The following is a 15,793-nucleotide window of genomic DNA, read 5'->3' on the forward strand; positions in this document are numbered from 1 at the left end:
AACCCCGGGTGACGGTTCGCCCGGGGTTCGAGCGATAGTGGACTACGTGACTGCAGCTGTTCCTCACCCCCGTTCCGAAGGCGAAGGCCTCGCACGCGCCGGCCGCCGCAGCCTCGCCGTAGCGCTGATGAGCGGTGCGCTCGGCGCGGCCGTGGCGCTGCTGGCCACCCGTCAGCGCTGGTCGGAGGGGATCGCGACGGTGGCAGGCGGCCCGTTCCCGCTGTCCGCCAAGGGCAGCGACGTCACGGGTGTGCCCGCGGCGCTCGCCATAGTGGGCCTCGCCGCGCTCGTCGCCGTCTTCGCCGTCCGCAGGACGGGCCGCTTCGCGGTCTCCGCCCTCCTCGCGCTCTCCGGCGCGGGCATCGTCGCCGCCGCCCTGCTCGGCGCCACCGACAGCTCGGCACTCGACGACAAGGCCACCCAGGCCTCCGGCGGCACCTCGTCCGCCGTGCACGCCTTCGACCACACCGCCTGGCCCTACGTCGCCGCGGTCGGCGGCGGCCTGATCCTGCTGGCCGGCCTGCTCGCCCTGCTCTACGGCCGCCGCTGGCCCGCCATGTCCGGCCGCTACGAACGCAACGGCACGCCTCGCCCCCGGCGGACTCCCGTGGTGGACCCCGACCGTCCCGAGGACATCTGGAAGGCGTTGGACCGCGGCGAGGACCCGACAGGCGCTTAGCGGGGTCGACGCGCGCCTGCACCCACCCCGTAGCACCGGACACGCACGCGTGCGGAACAATGAGCCGCGAGCGTCTGCTCACACACGTACACAGCAACGAGGAGCACGTCATGGCGGGCAACAGCCACGGTCACACTTTGGCCGCCTGGACCGGTACCACCATCATCTTCATCGGTTTCCTGGTCGCGGGCGCCTTCATGGTCATGGGGCAGCCGATCGGCTTCTGGGCCGGTATGGCGATCACGGTCATCGGCGGAATCGTCGGCTGGGTCATGAGCGCGATGGGTATGGGCATGCCCAAGGACCGTCCCCAGGACCTGACCGAGCTGCTCGGCAAGACCGCGCACGCCGACAGCTGACCTGCGGCTGTCAGCCACCACTTCGTGGAGGGGCGGTTCCGGCCACACCGGGGACCGCCCCGCACGCGCGCGTGCCGCACGAAGGGGCCAGGGGGCACAATGCGAGACGTGAACGCCGACAGCCGGAGCATGCCGAAGACCCGCACCCCCGGTTCCGCCTCCGTGCTGAACCGCGTAGCCGTGCCCGCAGGCGTCCTGGCGGCCGTTGCGGGAGCTTTCGCGTACGTCGGCACGGTCGACCCAAACCAGCCCGGCCACTACCCCGTCTGCCCCCTGTACCGCCTCACCGGCCTGTACTGCCCCGGCTGCGGCGGCCTGCGCAGCGCGCACGAGTTCATCCACGGCGACTTCCTCGCCGCTCTCCAGGACAACGCGATCGCCGTGGTGGGCTATCTGGCCTTCACGGTCGTATGGACCGTCTGGGTGGTCCGCGAGGCACGCGGCCGACCGGTGCGGATCGAGCTCGGCAGGGTCCAGCTCTGGACTCTGGGCGCCTTGGTGCTGGTCTTCACGGTTGTCCGGAACCTGCCGTTCGGTGGCTGGCTACATCCTTGATCAACCGGCGGATGTCCAGGTAGTGGGACCGGCGTCAACCGGATGTGAGGGCTACGCCTTCCTCCGGATACCATCGAGGTCAGATATGACCATTGCTTTTCCACCGTTCGGAAGGGGGCCGCTCGCGTGAGTGTGCTCGACGAGATCATCGACGGAGTCCGTGCCGACCTGGCGGAACGGCAGGCGCGCGTCAGCCTCGACGAGCTCAAGGAGCGCGCGGCGAAGGCACCCGCGGCCAAGGACGGCATCGCGGCCCTGCGCGGCGAGGGCGTCAAGGTCATCTGTGAGGTCAAGCGCTCCAGCCCATCCAAGGGCGCACTCGCGGCGATCGCCGACCCGGCGGGCCTCGCCGCGGACTACGAGGCGGGCGGCGCCGCCGTCATCTCCGTCCTCACCGAACAGCGCCGCTTCGGCGGCTCCCTGGCCGACCTGGAGGCTGTCCGCGCGCGGGTGGACATCCCGGTCCTCCGCAAGGACTTCATCGTCACGTCCTACCAGCTCTGGGAGGCCCGGGCCTACGGCGCCGACCTCGTCCTGCTGATCGTCGCGGCCCTGGACCAGCCCGCCCTGGAGTCCCTCATCGAGCGCGCCGAGTCGATCGGCCTCACGCCGATCGTCGAGGTCCACGACGAGGACGAGGTCGACCGCGCGGTCGACGCCGGCGCGAAGATCATCGGCGTCAACGCCCGCAACCTCAAGACCCTTGAGGTCGACCGCGCCACCTTCGAGCGCGTCGCCCCCGAGATCCCGGCCCACATCGTCAAGATCGCCGAGTCCGGAGTCCGCGGCCCCCACGACCTCATCGCCTACGCCAACGCAGGCGCCGACGCGGTCCTGGTGGGCGAGTCCCTGGTCACCGGCCGCGACCCCAAGTCGGCGGTCTCGGACCTGGTGGCAGCAGGCGAACACCCGGCACTGCGACACGGCCGCAGCTGATCACCCGCTAGGCTGATCCCGATGACACTCACCCTGACCCCCATGGACCGGCACGCCCGCCTCGCGCGCGGCTGCCGCCCGCGGGGCTGCCGTGCGCCTGCGAGGCGAGTCCACGGTCGTCGGGTGCGTTACGTCATCGGTGACGAACCTGGGCAAGTGAATGGGCGTCGATGGCGGGTCTTTAGGGGCGCGGGGAACTGCGCGACCAGCCACGACGGTCCCGCAGTCATCTGAACAACCCCCGCCCCCACGGCGCTTAGTGTCTTTCCAAACACTCACCGTGAGGTTTCCGCATGCCCAGCGAGTTCTTCATCCCCGACCCCGACGGTCAAATCCCCAGCCCCGAAGGCTACTTCGGCGCCTTCGGCGGCAAGTTCATCCCGGAGGCCCTCGTGGCCGCCGTGGACGAGGTGGCCGTCGAGTACGACAAGGCCAAGCACGACCCCGAGTTCGCCCGCGAGTTGGACGACCTCCTCGTCAACTACACCGGCAGGCCAAGCGCGTTCACAGAGGTCCCCCGCTTCGCGGAACACGCGGGCGGCGCCCGGATCTTCCTCAAGCGCGAGGACCTGAACCACACCGGCTCCCACAAGATCAACAACGTCCTCGGCCAGGCCCTGCTCACCAAGCGCATGGGCAAGACCAGGGTCATCGCGGAGACCGGCGCCGGCCAGCACGGCGTGGCGACGGCCACCGCCTGCGCGCTCTTCGGCCTCGAATGCACCGTCTACATGGGCGAGATCGACACCCAGCGCCAGGCCCTGAACGTGGCCCGCATGCGCATGCTCGGCGCCGAGGTCATCGCCGTGAAGTCCGGCAGCCGCACCCTGAAGGACGCCATCAACGAGGCGTTCCGCGACTGGGTCGCCAACGTCGACCGCACCCACTACCTCTTCGGTACGGTCGCGGGCCCGCACCCCTTCCCGGCCATGGTCCGCGACTTCCACCGCGTGATCGGCGTCGAGGCCCGCCGCCAGATCCTGGAGCGCGCCGGCCGCCTGCCCGACGCGGCCATCGCCTGCGTCGGCGGCGGCTCGAACGCCATCGGCCTCTTCCACGCCTTCATCCCGGACGCCGGCGTACGCCTCATCGGCTGCGAACCGGCCGGCCACGGCGTCGAGACCGGCGAGCACGCGGCGACCCTCACCGCGGGCGAGCCCGGCATCCTGCACGGTTCGCGGTCCTACGTCCTCCAGGACGAGGAGGGCCAGATCACCGAGCCGTACTCGATCTCGGCCGGACTGGACTACCCGGGCATCGGCCCCGAGCACTCCTACCTCAAGGACAGCGGCCGGGGCGAGTACCGCGCGATCACCGACGACGCGGCCATGCAGGCCCTGCGCCTGCTGTCGCGCACCGAGGGCATCATCCCGGCCATCGAGAGCGCCCACGCGCTCGCCGGTGCGCTGGAGGTCGGCAGGGAGCTGGGCAAGGACGGCCTGATCGTCGTCAACCTGTCCGGGCGCGGCGACAAGGACATGGACACGGCCGCACGCTACTTCGGCCTGTACGACAACGGGACCGACGCCACCGTCGCCGCCAACGCGGCCGACACCGCCGAGATCGAGGGGGACGCCAAGTGAGCGGGAACATTCAGCTGCTGTCCGACACCCTCGCCGCCGCCAAGGCCGAGGGACGCGCCGCGCTCATCGCCTACCTCCCGGCCGGGTTCCCGACCGTGGACGGCGGCATCGAGGCGGTCAAGGCCGCGTTCGACGGCGGCGCGGACGTCGTCGAGGTGGGCCTGCCGCACAGCGACCCGGTCCTCGACGGCCCCGTCATCCAGACCGCCGACGACATCGCCCTGCGCGGCGGAGTCAAGATCGCGGACGTCATGCGCACGGTCCGCGAGACCCACACGGCGACCGGCAAGCCGGTGCTCGTCATGACGTACTGGAACCCGATCGACCGCTACGGCGTCGAGCGCTTCACTGCCGAACTGGCCGAGGCGGGCGGCGCCGGCTGCATCCTGCCCGACCTGCCCGTGCAGGAGGCCGGGCTGTGGAGGGAGCACGCGGAGAAGCACGGGCTCGCCACGGTCTTCGTAGTCGCGCCCAGCAGCAAGGACGCGCGCCTCGCCGAGATCACCAAGGTCGGCACCGGCTTCGTCTACGCCGCCTCGCTCATGGGCGTCACCGGCACCCGTGAGTCCGTGGGCGCGCAGGCGCAGGACCTCGTCGAGCGCACCCGGGCCACCACCGACACGCCCGTGTGCGTCGGACTCGGTGTCTCCGACGCCCGGCAGGCCGCCGAGGTGGCCCGCTTCGCGGACGGCGTGATCGTCGGCTCGGCCTTCGTCAAGCGGATGCTGGACGCGCCGGACGACGCGGCCGGCGTCGAGGCGGTCCGCACCCTCGCCGGTGAACTCGCGAAGGGCGTGCGCGGACAGGCGTAACAGAACGATGGGTCCCTCATATGGGTGGACCTGGGACCGGGGAGGCGCGCTGCGCCTCCCCGGTTCGTTCTGCGGGGTGTGAGCGAGAAGAACCGTGACGGAAAGCGCACCGCCCGCGAGCGGCTGGCGGCAGAGCGTGAGAAGCAGAAGTCCGCGGAGAGGCGGCGGCGCACGCTGATCGTGGCCGCGAGCGTCGTCTGCGTGCTGGGGTTGGCGTCGGTGATCGGCGTCCTCGCCGCGAACCACGGCAAGGACGACAGCGGCAGCAAGAGCACGGGCCTGGTCGTGGCGCCCTCCGGGGCGACCGGCAAGGACAGCCTGGCGATCCAGGTCGGCAAGGACAGCGCCAAGCCGACGCTCACGGTGTGGGAGGACTTCCGCTGCCCGGCCTGCCAGGCCTTCGAGACGGCGTACCGCTCGACGCTCCACGAACTGACCGACTCCGGGCAGCTCAAGGTGCAGTACCACCTGGTCACGATCATCGACGGCAACCTCGGCGGCAGCGGCTCCAAGCGCGCGGCCAACGCGGCGGCCTGCGCCCAGGACGCCGGGAAGTTCCGCGACTTCCACGACGTGCTGTACGAGAACCAGCCCAAGGAGACGGACGACGCCTTCGCCGACAACGCCAAGCTGATCGAGCTGGCGGGCAAGGTGAAGGGCCTCGACACGCCCGCCTTCCAGAAGTGCGTCAACAGCGGTACGCACGACAGCTGGGTCACCAAGTCCGCCGCCGCGTTCCAGGCCGGCGGATTCACCGGCACCCCGACCGTCCTCTTCGACGGCAAGAACATCTACGCGGACCAGACGATGACCCCGGCGAAGCTGAAGCAGCTGGTCCAGGCGGCGAACAAGGGGTGACGAGGAGTAAGCGGGCGGGCCGGTTTTCATACCGGCCCGTTATGGAGCCGTAGCCGGGCCGCTTGCCGCCGCCACGGTCCGGCACGGTAGCGTCGACCCTGCCATGGAACTTGCCTACATTCCCAGCCCGTCGCGCGGGGTCTACCACCTCGGCCCCATTCCGCTGCGCGGTTACGCGTTCTGCATCATCATCGGCGTCTTCGTCGCCGTCTGGCTCGGCAACAAACGCTGGGTCGCCCGCGGCGGCAAGGTCGGGACGGTGGCCGACATCGCTGTCTGGGCCGTGCCGTTCGGCCTCGTCGGCGGTCGCCTGTACCACGTGATCACGGACTACGAGCTGTACTTCAGCGAGGGCCGCGACTGGGTGGACGCCTTCAAGGTGTGGCAGGGCGGCCTCGGCATCTGGGGCGCGATCGCGCTCGGTGCGGTGGGCGCGTGGATCGGCTGCCGCCGCCGTGGCATCCCGCTGCCCGCCTGGGCCGACGCCCTCGCCCCCGGCATCGCCTTCGCCCAGGCCATCGGCCGCTGGGGCAACTGGTTCAACCAGGAGCTCTACGGCCGCGAGACGCACCTCCCCTGGGCACTGCACATCACGTCCTCGACGGACGGCCGCGTCCCGGGCTACTACCACCCGACCTTCCTGTACGAGTCCCTGTGGTGCGTCGGCGTCGGCTTCCTGGTCATCTGGGCCGACCGCCGCTTCAAGCTGGGCCACGGCCGGGCGTTCGCGCTCTACGTCGCCTCGTACTGCGTGGGCCGCGGCTGGATCGAGTACATGCGCGTCGACGACGCCCACCACTTCCTGGGCCTGCGGTTGAACGACTGGACCGCGATGATCGTCTTCCTGCTCGCGGTGATCTACTTCGTCATCTCGGCGAAGAAGCGCCCGGGCCGCGAGGAGGTCGTCGAGCCGGAGGTCTCCGACGGCGGAACCGACGGCGACAGCGAGCCGACGCCGGAGGAGGACCCGAAGGCCGAGGCCGATGCCGATGCTTCGGAGACGACGGAAACCGGGGCCGAGACCGAGGCCGAGGACGTGAAGGAAGACGAGCCCGAGTCGGCGAAGAAGGGCTGACAGCTGGTTCTACGACGACGAGGGCGCCCTGTGATCGACAGGGCGCCCTCGTCGCATGTCAGGTCCGGCGCGCCAACGCAAGCGTGCGCTGCGCAGCCGCCACCACCGCCGCGTCGATGAACTGCCCGCTGGGCAGCGCCTGGGCGCCCTCCTCCCGCATGGCCGCCTTGACGATCGTCTCGGCCTGTTCGAGTTCGCGGTCGGTCGGGAGGAACGCGCTCTCGATGACCGGGAGTTGGCGGGGATGGATCGCCGCGCGCCCGAGGAAACCGAGAGCACGGCCGTGCGCACAGGAGGCCGCGAGGCCGTCCAGATCGCGGATGTCCGGATGGACGGCCTGCGGCGGCGGGGCCAGGGCCGCCGCCCGGGCGGCGACGATCACCCGCGAGCGCGACCAGTCGAGCCCGGCGTCGTCACGTACGCCGAGGTCGGCCCGTAGATCCGCCTCGCCGAGCGAGATGCCGCGCAGTGAAGGGTGCGCGGTGGCGATCGAGAAGGCCCGCTCGATGCCGAGGGCCGTTTCCAGGAGGGCGTACAACGGGCGGCCGCCCGCCCTTTCCGCTACGGCTACGACCTCCTCGGCGGACGTCACCTTCGGGAGCCGTAGACCGGACACGCCCGGGAGGGGTGCGAGTGTCCGGAGGTCGTCGGCCGTCCACGGGCTGTCCGGGGCGTTCACCCGGACGTGGACATTGAGTTGAGGCTCCGAGAGAAGCTCCGCCGTGGCCGCGCGGGCGTACTCCTTGCGGTCCGGGGCGACCGCGTCCTCCAGGTCGATCACGACCACGTCGGCGCCGGCGGCGAGGGCCTTGGTGACGATCGGGGGGCGGTCGCCGGGGACGTAGAGCCAGGTCAGGGGGTGCGGGGTCACAGGGCGCCCTCCTCGCGGAGAGTGCTCAACTCGGTCTCGGTCAGGCCCAGTTCGGTCAGCACGGTGTAAGTGTCGGCGCCGTGGGGGCGGCCGGGCCAGCGGATGGCGCCGGGGGTGGCGGAGAGGCGGAAGAGGACGTTCTGCATGCGGAGGGGGCCGAGTTCGGGGTCGTCGACGGTGGTGATCGTGTCGAGGGCCTGGTACTGGGGGTCTGTCATCACGTCCCGTACGTCCTGGATGGGGGCCACCGCCGCTTCCGCCTTCTCGAAGGCGGCCAGGACCTCGGTGCGGGTGCGTTGGCCGATCCAGTCGCCCACCGCCGCGTCGAGGACGTCGGTGTGCCGGGCCCGGTCCGCGCCCGTCGCGAACCACGGTTCGTCGATCAGTTCCGGGCGGCCGACCAGGCGCATCACCCGCTCGGCGATCGACTGGGCCGAGGTCGAGACGGCGACCCAACTGCCGTCCGCCGTACGGTAGGTGTTGCGCGGGGCGTTGTTCTGAGAGCGGTTGCCGGTGCGCGGCTGGACGTGGCCGAGCTGGTCGTACCAGAGGGGCTGGGGGCCCAGCGCGGTCAGGATCGGTTCGATGATCGCCATGTCCACCACCTGGCCCTCGCCGGTGCGGTCGCGGGCCGCCAGAGCCGTCATCACCGCGTAGGCCGTCGCCAGCCCGGCGATCGAGTCGGCGAGGCCGAACGGCGGGAGGGTCGGGGGCGCGTCCGGTTCGCCGGTGATCGCGGCGAAGCCGCTCATCGCCTCGGCGAGGGTGCCGAAGCCGGGGCGATGAGCGTAGGGCCCGAACTGGCCGAAGGCGGTTACCCGGGCGAGGATCAACTGCGGGTTGGCGGCGGAGAGTTCGGCCCAGCCCAGGTCCCACTTCTCCAGGGTTCCCGGGCGGAAGTTCTCGATGATCACGTCGGCGGTGGCCGCGAGGCGGAGCAGAGTGGCGCGCCCGCCCGGGGTCGACAGGTCGAGGGTGATCGTGCGCTTGTTGCGGCCGAGGAGCTTCCACCACAGGCCGACGCCGTCCTTCGAGGGGCCGTGGCCCCGGGACGGATCGGGCTTCGCCGGGTGCTCGACCTTGATGACCCCGGCGCCGAAGTCGCCGAGCATGGTGGCGGCGAGGGGGCCGGCGAAGAGCGTGGCGAGGTCGAGAACGCGCAGGCCGGACAGGGGAGTTGTGGTCGTCTCGGTCATGAGGCGTACTGCTTGTCGATCTCCGCGCGGTACGGCATCGACGCCGTCGCACCCGGCCGCTGCACGGAGAGCGCTGCCGCAGCTGCCGCCCAGCCCAGCGCGTCCCGCGTCGGGCGGCCCTCGGCGAGGGCCACCGCCAGCGCGCCGGCGAAGGTGTCGCCCGCGCCGGTCGAGTCCACGGCGGTCACTTGGGGCGCGGGGACGGTGAACGGCCCGGCGCCCCGGGCCGCGTACAGGCTGCCCGCCGAGCCCAGGGTGACGATCACCTCGGGGACTTGGTCGAGGAGGGCCGCGGCTGCCTTGCGCGGGTCGGTGTGTCCGGTGAGGGCGGTGGCCTCGTGCTCGTTGGGGACCAACAGGTCGGTGGCGGCGAGGAGTTCGGGTGGGAGGGGTCGCGCGGGGGCGGGGGTGAGGATCGTACGGACGTCGTGACGCCGGGCCGCCTCCGCGCCCGCGACCACTGCCGCGAGGGGGATCTCCAGTTGGAGGAGCAGGGCGTCGGCGGAGGCGATGAGGGCCTCGTCGCCGGGGGCGAGGTGGTCGACGGTGCCGTTGGCGGCGGGGATGACGACGATCGCGTTGCCGCCCTCGTCGTCCACGACGATGTGCGCGGTGCCGGAGGCGCCCTCGACGGTGCGCAGATGGTCGGTGTCGACGCCGGAGTGCTCCAACGTGGAACGGAGTTGGGCGCCGTAGGCGTCGTCGCCGACCGCTCCGATGATGGTGACGTCGGCGCCCGCGTGGGCCGCGGCGATCGCCTGGTTGGCACCCTTGCCGCCGGGGATCGTACGGAACTCCCGTCCCGTCACGGTCTCTCCGCGCTGCGGGGCCTTCGTGACGTAGGCGACGAGGTCCATGTTCGTGCTGCCGAGCACGGCGATGAGGGTCATGGGCGGGCGGTCTCCTGGTGGGTGAGCCGGGCGAGGGTGTCGAAGCCGATTCCGTTGAAGTCGCCTACGGAGGTGGCGAGTCGGTTCTTGAGCGGGGTCGTCCAGCGGTCGGGGAGCGCGGTGGGGGTGCCGGCGAGGAGGGCGGAGATGGAGCCGACCGTGGCGCCGTTGGAGTCGGTGTCCCAACCGCCGGACACCGCACGGCAGATGGAGCCGGTGAAGTCGCCGTCCGCGTGGGTGAGGGCGGCGGCGATCAGGGCGGTGTTGGGGATCGCGTGGACCCAGTGGTGGGTGCGTGCGTGGGTGGTGTGGAGTTCGTCCACCACGGCGTCGAAGTCCCGGTGTTTCCAAGCCAGTTGGAGGGCGTGGTAGAGCGCCTTGGTGAGGCGGGAGTTGGGCGGTACGACCGTCAGTCCCGTGCGCAGGCAGGAGTGGATGTCCTGGGTGCCGGTGGCCGCGGTGGCGATGACGGCCGCCGTGAACATCGCCGCGTAGACGCCGTTCGCGGTGTGGGTGAGGGTGGCGTCGCGGTGGGCCTGTTCGGCCGCCGCGCCCGGGTCTCCGGGGTTGGTCCAGCCGTGTACGTCGGCGCGGATCAGGGCGCCGATCCATTCGCGGAACGGGTTGCGGTGGCGGGCCGTTCGCGGGGGTTCCAGGCCGGAGAGCAGATTGCGGTAGGCGATGCGTTCGGCGGTGAAGGTGCGGCCTGCGGGGAGTTCGTCGAGCCAGAGCTTCGCCACGTCGGCGGTGGTGAAGTCCTTGCCGTGGCGCTGCAGCAACAGGAGGTTCAACAAGGGGTAGTTGAGGTCGTCGTCCTCGGGCATGCCGTCGATGTTCTCGGCGAGGGAGGTGGGGGCGGAGCGGCGGTTCCAGGGGTGGGCGGCGAGGAGTTCGGCGGGGACGCCCTGGGCGGTGAAGTAGGTGTTCAGGGGCCAGTTACCGGTGACTTGGGCGAGTTGGCGAATGCCGTCGAGGGGGAGTTTCTCGACCGGCTTGCCGAGGAGGCAGCCGACGGCCCGGCCCAGCCAGGCGGCCTGGAGGGTAGCCGGGTGGGGTGGGGAAGTCGCCTGTGGGGCAGGCCAGTTGGGGCACAGGCTCTTGATCCTCGCCAGGTCCGTCGGCTCCTGGTCCGCCAACCGGCTGGGCAGGTCGGCCAGTTCGTCCAGCAGGTCTTCGGCAAGCAACCGGAGGTAACGGGTGGCGGGCTGCTCCGACGCGCCCGCCCGGGCCGGTGCCTCCGTACCGCCCGCCGCCCGCCAGCGCGCCGCGATCGCCGACGGCTCGCGTCCGTCCTGGACGGCCTGGCGCAGTTCGTGGCCGAGCAGGTCCTCCGGCTGGACCCAGGTCAGTCGGAGCACCGCTCCCCTCCGATCCCGGTGAACGCGGCCTCGTGGGCCCGGCGTAGGCGGACGTCCTGGGCGAAGACCTCCCGTGTCACCCGGGCGAGCTTGGCCGCCGGTTCCCAGAGGTCCAGGCGGCTGGCCTCGGCGACCGTCTTCGACCAGTCCTGCGGAACCGGCGAACCGAGCGCACCGGCCACCGCGCCCGCCATCGTCGCGATCGAGTCGCAGTCCCGGCCGTAGTTCACCGAACCCAGCACCGCATGGCGGTAGTCGCCGCCGGAGACCACCAACATGCCGAGGGCGACCGGCAGTTCCTCGATCGCACGGGTGCGGGATGGACGGCGGGCGTCCAGGGAGGGGGATCGGTAGTCGGGGCCCACCGTGTCGTACGGCGTGACGGCCTCCCGCAGCGGAGCGAGCGCCGACTCGAAGTCCGAGTAACGGGCGGCCACTTCACACACCCGCTCGATGGCGGTGCGCGTGCCGTCCTTCGCCAGGGCGAGACAGGCGGTCACCACGGAATCCGGGCTCGCACCCGGCACGCAGGCCGCGGCGACGGCAGCCGCGAAGACACCGGCCGCCTCACGGCCGTACGACGACTGGTGCGCGCCCGCGATGTCCAGCGCCTCGGCGTAAGCGCCCGCCGGATTGGCCGCGTTGACCAGGCCCACCGGTGCCATGTACATCGCGGCACCGCAGTTGACGATGTTGCCGACGCCGGCCTCACGGGGGTCGACATGGCCATAGTGGAGACGGGTCGCGAGCCACTTCTCGGCGAGGAAGATCCGCTGGAGCGGGATGGCCTCCGCCTCCAACTCCGGGATCCAGCGCGGGTTCGTCATCAGGTCGGGGACCAGGTGGTCGGCGATCGCGTATGCGTCGAGGTGGTCGCGGACGGTCGCGTAGACCCGTACCAGAGCGTGGGTCATCAAGGTGTCGTCGGTGACGTGGCCGTCGCCCTTGTGGTACGGCGCGATGGGGCGGGCGGTGCGCCACGCGTCGCCGTTCCAGGGGCCGACGATGCCGTGGACGCGACCGCCGTGGCGTTCCAGGATCTGGTCGGGGGAGTAGCCCTCGACGGGACCGCCGAGGGCGTCGCCGACCGCGGCACCGACGAGGGCTCCGGTGATCTTCTCGTCAAGGCTGCTTTCTGGTTCTTTGGGCGTCATGCACCGAATCATCCTCCTGGTGGGGGCGGTTGTGTGGCTTCCAGGAGTTCGGCGAGTTCTACGAGGTCGGTGCCGGTGAGACGGGGGAGGGCGCAGCCGGAGAGGGTGCGGCAGGCGTCCCGCCAGGTGGACGGGATCGCTCGTCCGCCGCTCAACGCACCGGTGAGGGCGCCCGCGAGGGCGGGTGCGGAGTCGGCGACGCGGGAGAGGCAGGCCGCGGCGGGTACCGCTTCCGCGATACGGCCGCGGGATGCGGTGGCGAGGGCCAGGGCGACCGGGACGGTTTCGGCGGCGGCGATGCCGTAGCTGTAGACGTGGTCGACGATCTGGTGTTCCAGGAGGGGGATCAGGGCGAACGCGTTGTCGCTGTCCCGGGCCAACTTCAGGGCGTGGCGGGCGTTGCGGCCGATCTCGGTGACTTCGGGGAGTTCGGCGAGGGCGGCTGCGACGCATTCGTCCACGTCCGCGCCGACGAGCGCGAGTGCGAGGGCCGCCGCCATGGCTCTGGCGCCGTGGACTCCGTCGCCGTCCTGGGTGTAGCGGGCGTCGAACTCGGCGAGGGCGGCGGCGCGTTGGGGGTCGCCGGGGTGGGCCACTGCCAGTACGCAGGCCCTGATGCAGGCCGCGTCGTCGAAGTAGTGGGGGTTGTCGTGGCCGGTGGCGGGTGGGCGGAGGCCGGCGGCGAGGTTGCCGAGGCCGGCTCGTACGGAGATGCGGGCGCGGAGGGGGAGTACGGCGGACTCGACCTCGGGGGCGCGGTCCGCCGCGGCGGCCACTTCGCTGGCTACGGCGTTCCAGCTGAGGTCGATTGAAGCGCGCGTTCTGCGTTCTCTGCTGAGGTCGCCGAGGACTGTGTCGTCGCCGGCTCGTAGTACGGCTTCTGCGGCGAAGGCTGCCCATTCGGCGTCGTCGGAGGGGCCCAGGCGTAGCGGCTCGGGGGGCTGGTTGAGGGCGATGGGGACGGGGAGTGTCGTGGTCGCGTTCTGTTCGGCGAAGGTGTCGAGCTCGCGGGTGAGACGGCGGGTCCACTCCGGCATCCGAGCGGCGCGGTGCCTTGCGGCGGGCCAACCGGCGGCATCCCCTGCGGCGAGCCCGAGCAGCAGCCCCTCGATCCGACACGCCTCGGCTCCGCCATCGCCTTCCGTTTTCCCACCCGCACCGCCCGTACACCTTTTGTTGTCGGGTGCGGGTGGTCCCTCTGGGGCGGAATCGCTGTCGGCCGCTCCCGGTTCCATCGGGTACTGCGGAGTGTTCGCGTCCTCCGCGGCCAGCCCTTCGGCGTTGGTCGTGCTCATGGCTGCACCTCGTCCTCGTCCGCCGCCAGTACGTACGCCCCCTGATCCCGTCGCACCGCGCCCCACTTGCCGCCGTCCCCCGGAACCAGCAACTCCGCGATGTCCAGCACATGGTGGCCGGCCATCGCCGGCAGGCAGCTGCCGCGGGCCGGGCCGATCGCCGACGCCCAGTCGGCGGGGATCGACGAAGCGCCTCGCGTCGCTCCCGCCAGCGCGCCCGCCACCGCCGCCGTCGTATCCGCGTCGCGCCCCATGTTCACCGCCGTGAGGACGGAGTCCACGAAGTCGCCGTCCGCCGCCGCGTACGCGCCGAAGGCGAGGGCGACCGCCTCGGGGGCCAGGTCGGTCCAGGGGTAGCCGCCGATGACGACCGCGGAGCGGACCGCGCGTTCGCCCCGGTGGGCCACCGCCACCGCCCGGCGCAGGGAGCGGGCCGTCCAGGAGTCGTCCGGGACGACGGCGAGGGCCGATGCGACCACCGCGATCGTCGGCGCTCCCGCCATCGCCGCCGCCACGCCCGCCGCGACCGCCTGGCCGCCGTAGATGCCCTCGCCGTCGTGGCTCACCGAACCGTCGATCGCGACCAGGCGGGCCGCCTCGGCGGGGCGGCCCGCCGCGAAGACGCCGAAGGGGGCCGCCCGCATGGCCAGGCCGTCGCTCCAGGCGTGGCGGTGCTGGGCGGAGATGGGGGCGGCGAGGCCCCGGCGGAGGTTCTCCAGGGTGCCGCGTTCGCTGAAGCCCGCGCCCCGGAACGGGCCCTCGTCCCGGTCCGCGATCCACTCGTGCCAGGCCGCCTCCACATGGGAGGGGGTGAGGGCGGAGCCGTGGCGGGCGAGGAGGAGGCCGGAGAAGATCGCGTACTCGGTGTCGTCGGTGCCCGCCGGGTTCTCCGCCACGTAGCCCTCGATGCGGCCCCAGCGGGCGCGGATCTCGGAAGGCTTCATGTTTTCCGCGGGTGCCCCCAGGGCGTCCCCCACCGCCAGGCCGAGCAGCGCGCCGCGTGCCCGTTCGCGGAGTTCGGTGGCGTTCTTGGGCGCCGGGACCGGGGGAATGCAGGCGATCGATGCCATACGCGGCCTCTCCCTACGGGGTTCCCTCAGAGCGCCTCAGGGCGCGGAACCCTTTGCGGATGTCTCCCACGGGAGGCCTTCGGCAGAGCCTGACGGAGTGCAGTGTCACCCGGTCGACATTTGATGAGCTCATTGCTCGGATGAGCGTTCGAGGGTAAAGGTGCAGGTTAGCCCAGCCTTTCCTTGCTGGTCACCATGAAATGGAAGGCGTATGTTCAGTGTTGTCGAATAATGGAATCTGTCCAAACTTAGCCTAGCCTTAGCTTCCTGGGGGATCACCGCATGGCCATCATCGAGACCGAGGCGACGCTCCACGAGGCGCACCGCGACAACCACACCCACCGCGATGTGAACGGCGGCTGGCTGCGCCCCGCGGTGTTCGGCGCGATGGACGGTCTTGTCTCCAACCTCGCCCTGATGACCGGTGTCGTCGGCGGTGCCGTCAGTCATCAGACCGTCGTCATCACCGGGCTGGCCGGGCTGGCCGCCGGTGCCTTCTCCATGGCGGCCGGCGAGTACACCTCCGTCGCCTCCCAGCGCGAGCTGGTCGAAGCCGAACTCGAGGTCGAGCGCCGGGAGTTGCGCAAGCATCCGGAGGACGAGGAGAGCGAGCTCGCCTCCCTCTACGAGAGCCGCGGGGTCGAGGCCGCGCTCGCCCGTGAAGTCGCCCGGCAGCTCTCGCGCGATCCCGAGCAGGCCCTGGAGATACATGCCCGGGAGGAGCTGGGGATCGACCCGGGCGATCTGCCCTCGCCGCTCGTCGCCGCCGTGTCGTCCTTCGGCTCGTTCGCGCTGGGCGCGCTGCTTCCCGTACTGCCCTTCCTGCTCGGCGCGACCGCGCTGTGGCCGGCGCTGCTGCTCGCGTTTGTCGGGCTGTTCGGCTGTGGTGCGGTGGTGGCCAGGGTGACCGCGCGGACCTGGTGGTTCAGCGGGCTGCGGCAGCTCGCGCTGGGCGGTGCGGCGGCCGGTGTGACGTACGCCCTGGGCACCCTGTTCGGAACGGTCGTAGGATAGCTCGACGCGCACCTATGCGGCGGTCTGCATAAGTAGCCGTTACTCGCTGGTTTCGAACGCTTAACCACTGGGCATGAGCCGTAAGCGC

General features: G+C 71.4%; 17 protein-coding genes. 10 read left to right on the forward strand and 7 right to left on the reverse strand.

Annotated features, from left to right (window positions below; genetic code table 11):
* Positions 1 to 37 precede the first annotated feature (37 nt).
* The 9 genes from OH768_RS38625 to lgt all read left to right on the forward strand — a co-directional run bounded on the left by OH768_RS38625 (position 38) and on the right by lgt (position 6,857).
* Positions 38 to 679 carry a TIGR02234 family membrane protein gene (locus OH768_RS38625; RefSeq protein WP_406460800.1) on the forward strand — a complete coding sequence of 214 codons (642 nt, stop codon included), beginning with the start codon at positions 38 to 40 and terminating at the stop codon, positions 677 to 679.
* 110 nt (positions 680 to 789) lie between these two features.
* Positions 790 to 1,038: an HGxxPAAW family protein gene (locus OH768_RS38630; RefSeq protein WP_406460802.1), complete on the forward strand. Its 249-nt coding sequence runs from the start codon at positions 790 to 792 to the stop codon at positions 1,036 to 1,038.
* 99 nt (positions 1,039 to 1,137) lie between these two features.
* Entirely contained in the window at positions 1,138 to 1,593 is a 456-nt protein-coding gene (locus tag OH768_RS38635; RefSeq protein WP_406460804.1) for a DUF2752 domain-containing protein, read from the forward strand.
* Between the two features lie 126 nt (positions 1,594 to 1,719).
* Positions 1,720 to 2,529 carry an indole-3-glycerol phosphate synthase TrpC gene (trpC, locus tag OH768_RS38640; RefSeq protein ID WP_406460805.1) on the forward strand — a complete coding sequence of 270 codons (810 nt, stop codon included), beginning with the start codon at positions 1,720 to 1,722 and terminating at the stop codon, positions 2,527 to 2,529.
* Positions 2,530 to 2,550: 21 nt separating this feature from the next.
* Complete coding sequence (gene trpM / locus OH768_RS38645; protein WP_406460807.1) at positions 2,551 to 2,763, forward strand: tryptophan biosynthesis modulator TrpM; 213 nt, start codon at positions 2,551 to 2,553, stop codon at positions 2,761 to 2,763.
* Positions 2,764 to 2,822: 59 nt separating this feature from the next.
* Positions 2,823 to 4,112, forward strand: a complete 1,290-nt coding sequence (trpB, locus tag OH768_RS38650; protein ID WP_406460809.1) for a tryptophan synthase subunit beta — start codon at positions 2,823 to 2,825, stop codon at positions 4,110 to 4,112.
* A complete protein-coding gene (gene trpA / locus OH768_RS38655) occupies positions 4,109 to 4,924 on the forward strand; it encodes a tryptophan synthase subunit alpha (protein WP_406460810.1) in 816 nt (271 codons plus the stop codon). Before trpB ends, trpA begins: the two co-directional genes overlap by 4 nt.
* A gap of 78 nt (positions 4,925 to 5,002) precedes the next feature.
* A complete protein-coding gene (locus OH768_RS38660) occupies positions 5,003 to 5,782 on the forward strand; it encodes a DsbA family protein (protein WP_406460812.1) in 780 nt (259 codons plus the stop codon).
* Between the two features lie 103 nt (positions 5,783 to 5,885).
* Positions 5,886 to 6,857, forward strand: a complete 972-nt coding sequence (gene lgt / locus OH768_RS38665) for a prolipoprotein diacylglyceryl transferase (RefSeq protein ID WP_406460814.1) — start codon at positions 5,886 to 5,888, stop codon at positions 6,855 to 6,857.
* A gap of 58 nt (positions 6,858 to 6,915) precedes the next feature.
* On the opposite strand, the gene OH768_RS38670 is transcribed toward lgt, so the two are convergent.
* Genes OH768_RS38670 through OH768_RS38700 form a run of 7 tightly spaced genes read right to left on the reverse strand, consistent with a single transcriptional unit; the run spans position 6,916 to position 14,691 of the window.
* Positions 6,916 to 7,728: an HpcH/HpaI aldolase/citrate lyase family protein gene (locus OH768_RS38670; RefSeq protein ID WP_406460815.1), complete on the reverse strand. Its 813-nt coding sequence runs from the start codon at positions 7,726 to 7,728 to the stop codon at positions 6,916 to 6,918.
* Positions 7,725 to 8,924 carry a CaiB/BaiF CoA transferase family protein gene (locus tag OH768_RS38675; RefSeq protein WP_406460817.1) on the reverse strand — a complete coding sequence of 400 codons (1,200 nt, stop codon included), beginning with the start codon at positions 8,922 to 8,924 and terminating at the stop codon, positions 7,725 to 7,727. Before OH768_RS38675 ends, OH768_RS38670 begins: the two co-directional genes overlap by 4 nt.
* Entirely contained in the window at positions 8,921 to 9,814 is an 894-nt protein-coding gene (rbsK, locus tag OH768_RS38680) for a ribokinase (RefSeq protein ID WP_406460819.1), read from the reverse strand. The genes OH768_RS38675 and rbsK overlap by 4 nt, the downstream gene beginning before the upstream one ends.
* On the reverse strand, positions 9,811 to 11,172 hold the full coding sequence (locus tag OH768_RS38685) for an ADP-ribosylglycohydrolase family protein (RefSeq protein ID WP_406460820.1): 1,362 nt from the start codon (positions 11,170 to 11,172) through the stop codon (positions 9,811 to 9,813). Before OH768_RS38685 ends, rbsK begins: the two co-directional genes overlap by 4 nt.
* Positions 11,160 to 12,326, reverse strand: coding sequence for an ADP-ribosylglycohydrolase family protein (locus OH768_RS38690; RefSeq protein WP_406460822.1), 1,167 nt, complete (start codon positions 12,324 to 12,326; stop codon positions 11,160 to 11,162). Before OH768_RS38690 ends, OH768_RS38685 begins: the two co-directional genes overlap by 13 nt.
* Before the next feature lie 8 nt (positions 12,327 to 12,334).
* A complete protein-coding gene (locus OH768_RS38695; RefSeq protein WP_406465623.1) occupies positions 12,335 to 13,561 on the reverse strand; it encodes an ADP-ribosylglycohydrolase family protein in 1,227 nt (408 codons plus the stop codon).
* Between the two features lie 56 nt (positions 13,562 to 13,617).
* On the reverse strand, positions 13,618 to 14,691 hold the full coding sequence (locus tag OH768_RS38700) for an ADP-ribosylglycohydrolase family protein (protein WP_406460824.1): 1,074 nt from the start codon (positions 14,689 to 14,691) through the stop codon (positions 13,618 to 13,620).
* Between the two features lie 282 nt (positions 14,692 to 14,973).
* Between OH768_RS38700 and OH768_RS38705 the strand changes: the two genes are divergently transcribed.
* On the forward strand, positions 14,974 to 15,705 hold the full coding sequence (locus OH768_RS38705; RefSeq protein WP_406460825.1) for a VIT1/CCC1 transporter family protein: 732 nt from the start codon (positions 14,974 to 14,976) through the stop codon (positions 15,703 to 15,705).
* The last annotated feature ends 88 nt before the right edge of the window (positions 15,706 to 15,793 follow it).

It is taken from the genome of Streptomyces sp. NBC_01622 (assembly GCF_045209635.1).
In the GTDB taxonomy this organism is placed as follows: Bacteria; Actinomycetota; Actinomycetes; order Streptomycetales; family Streptomycetaceae; genus Streptomyces.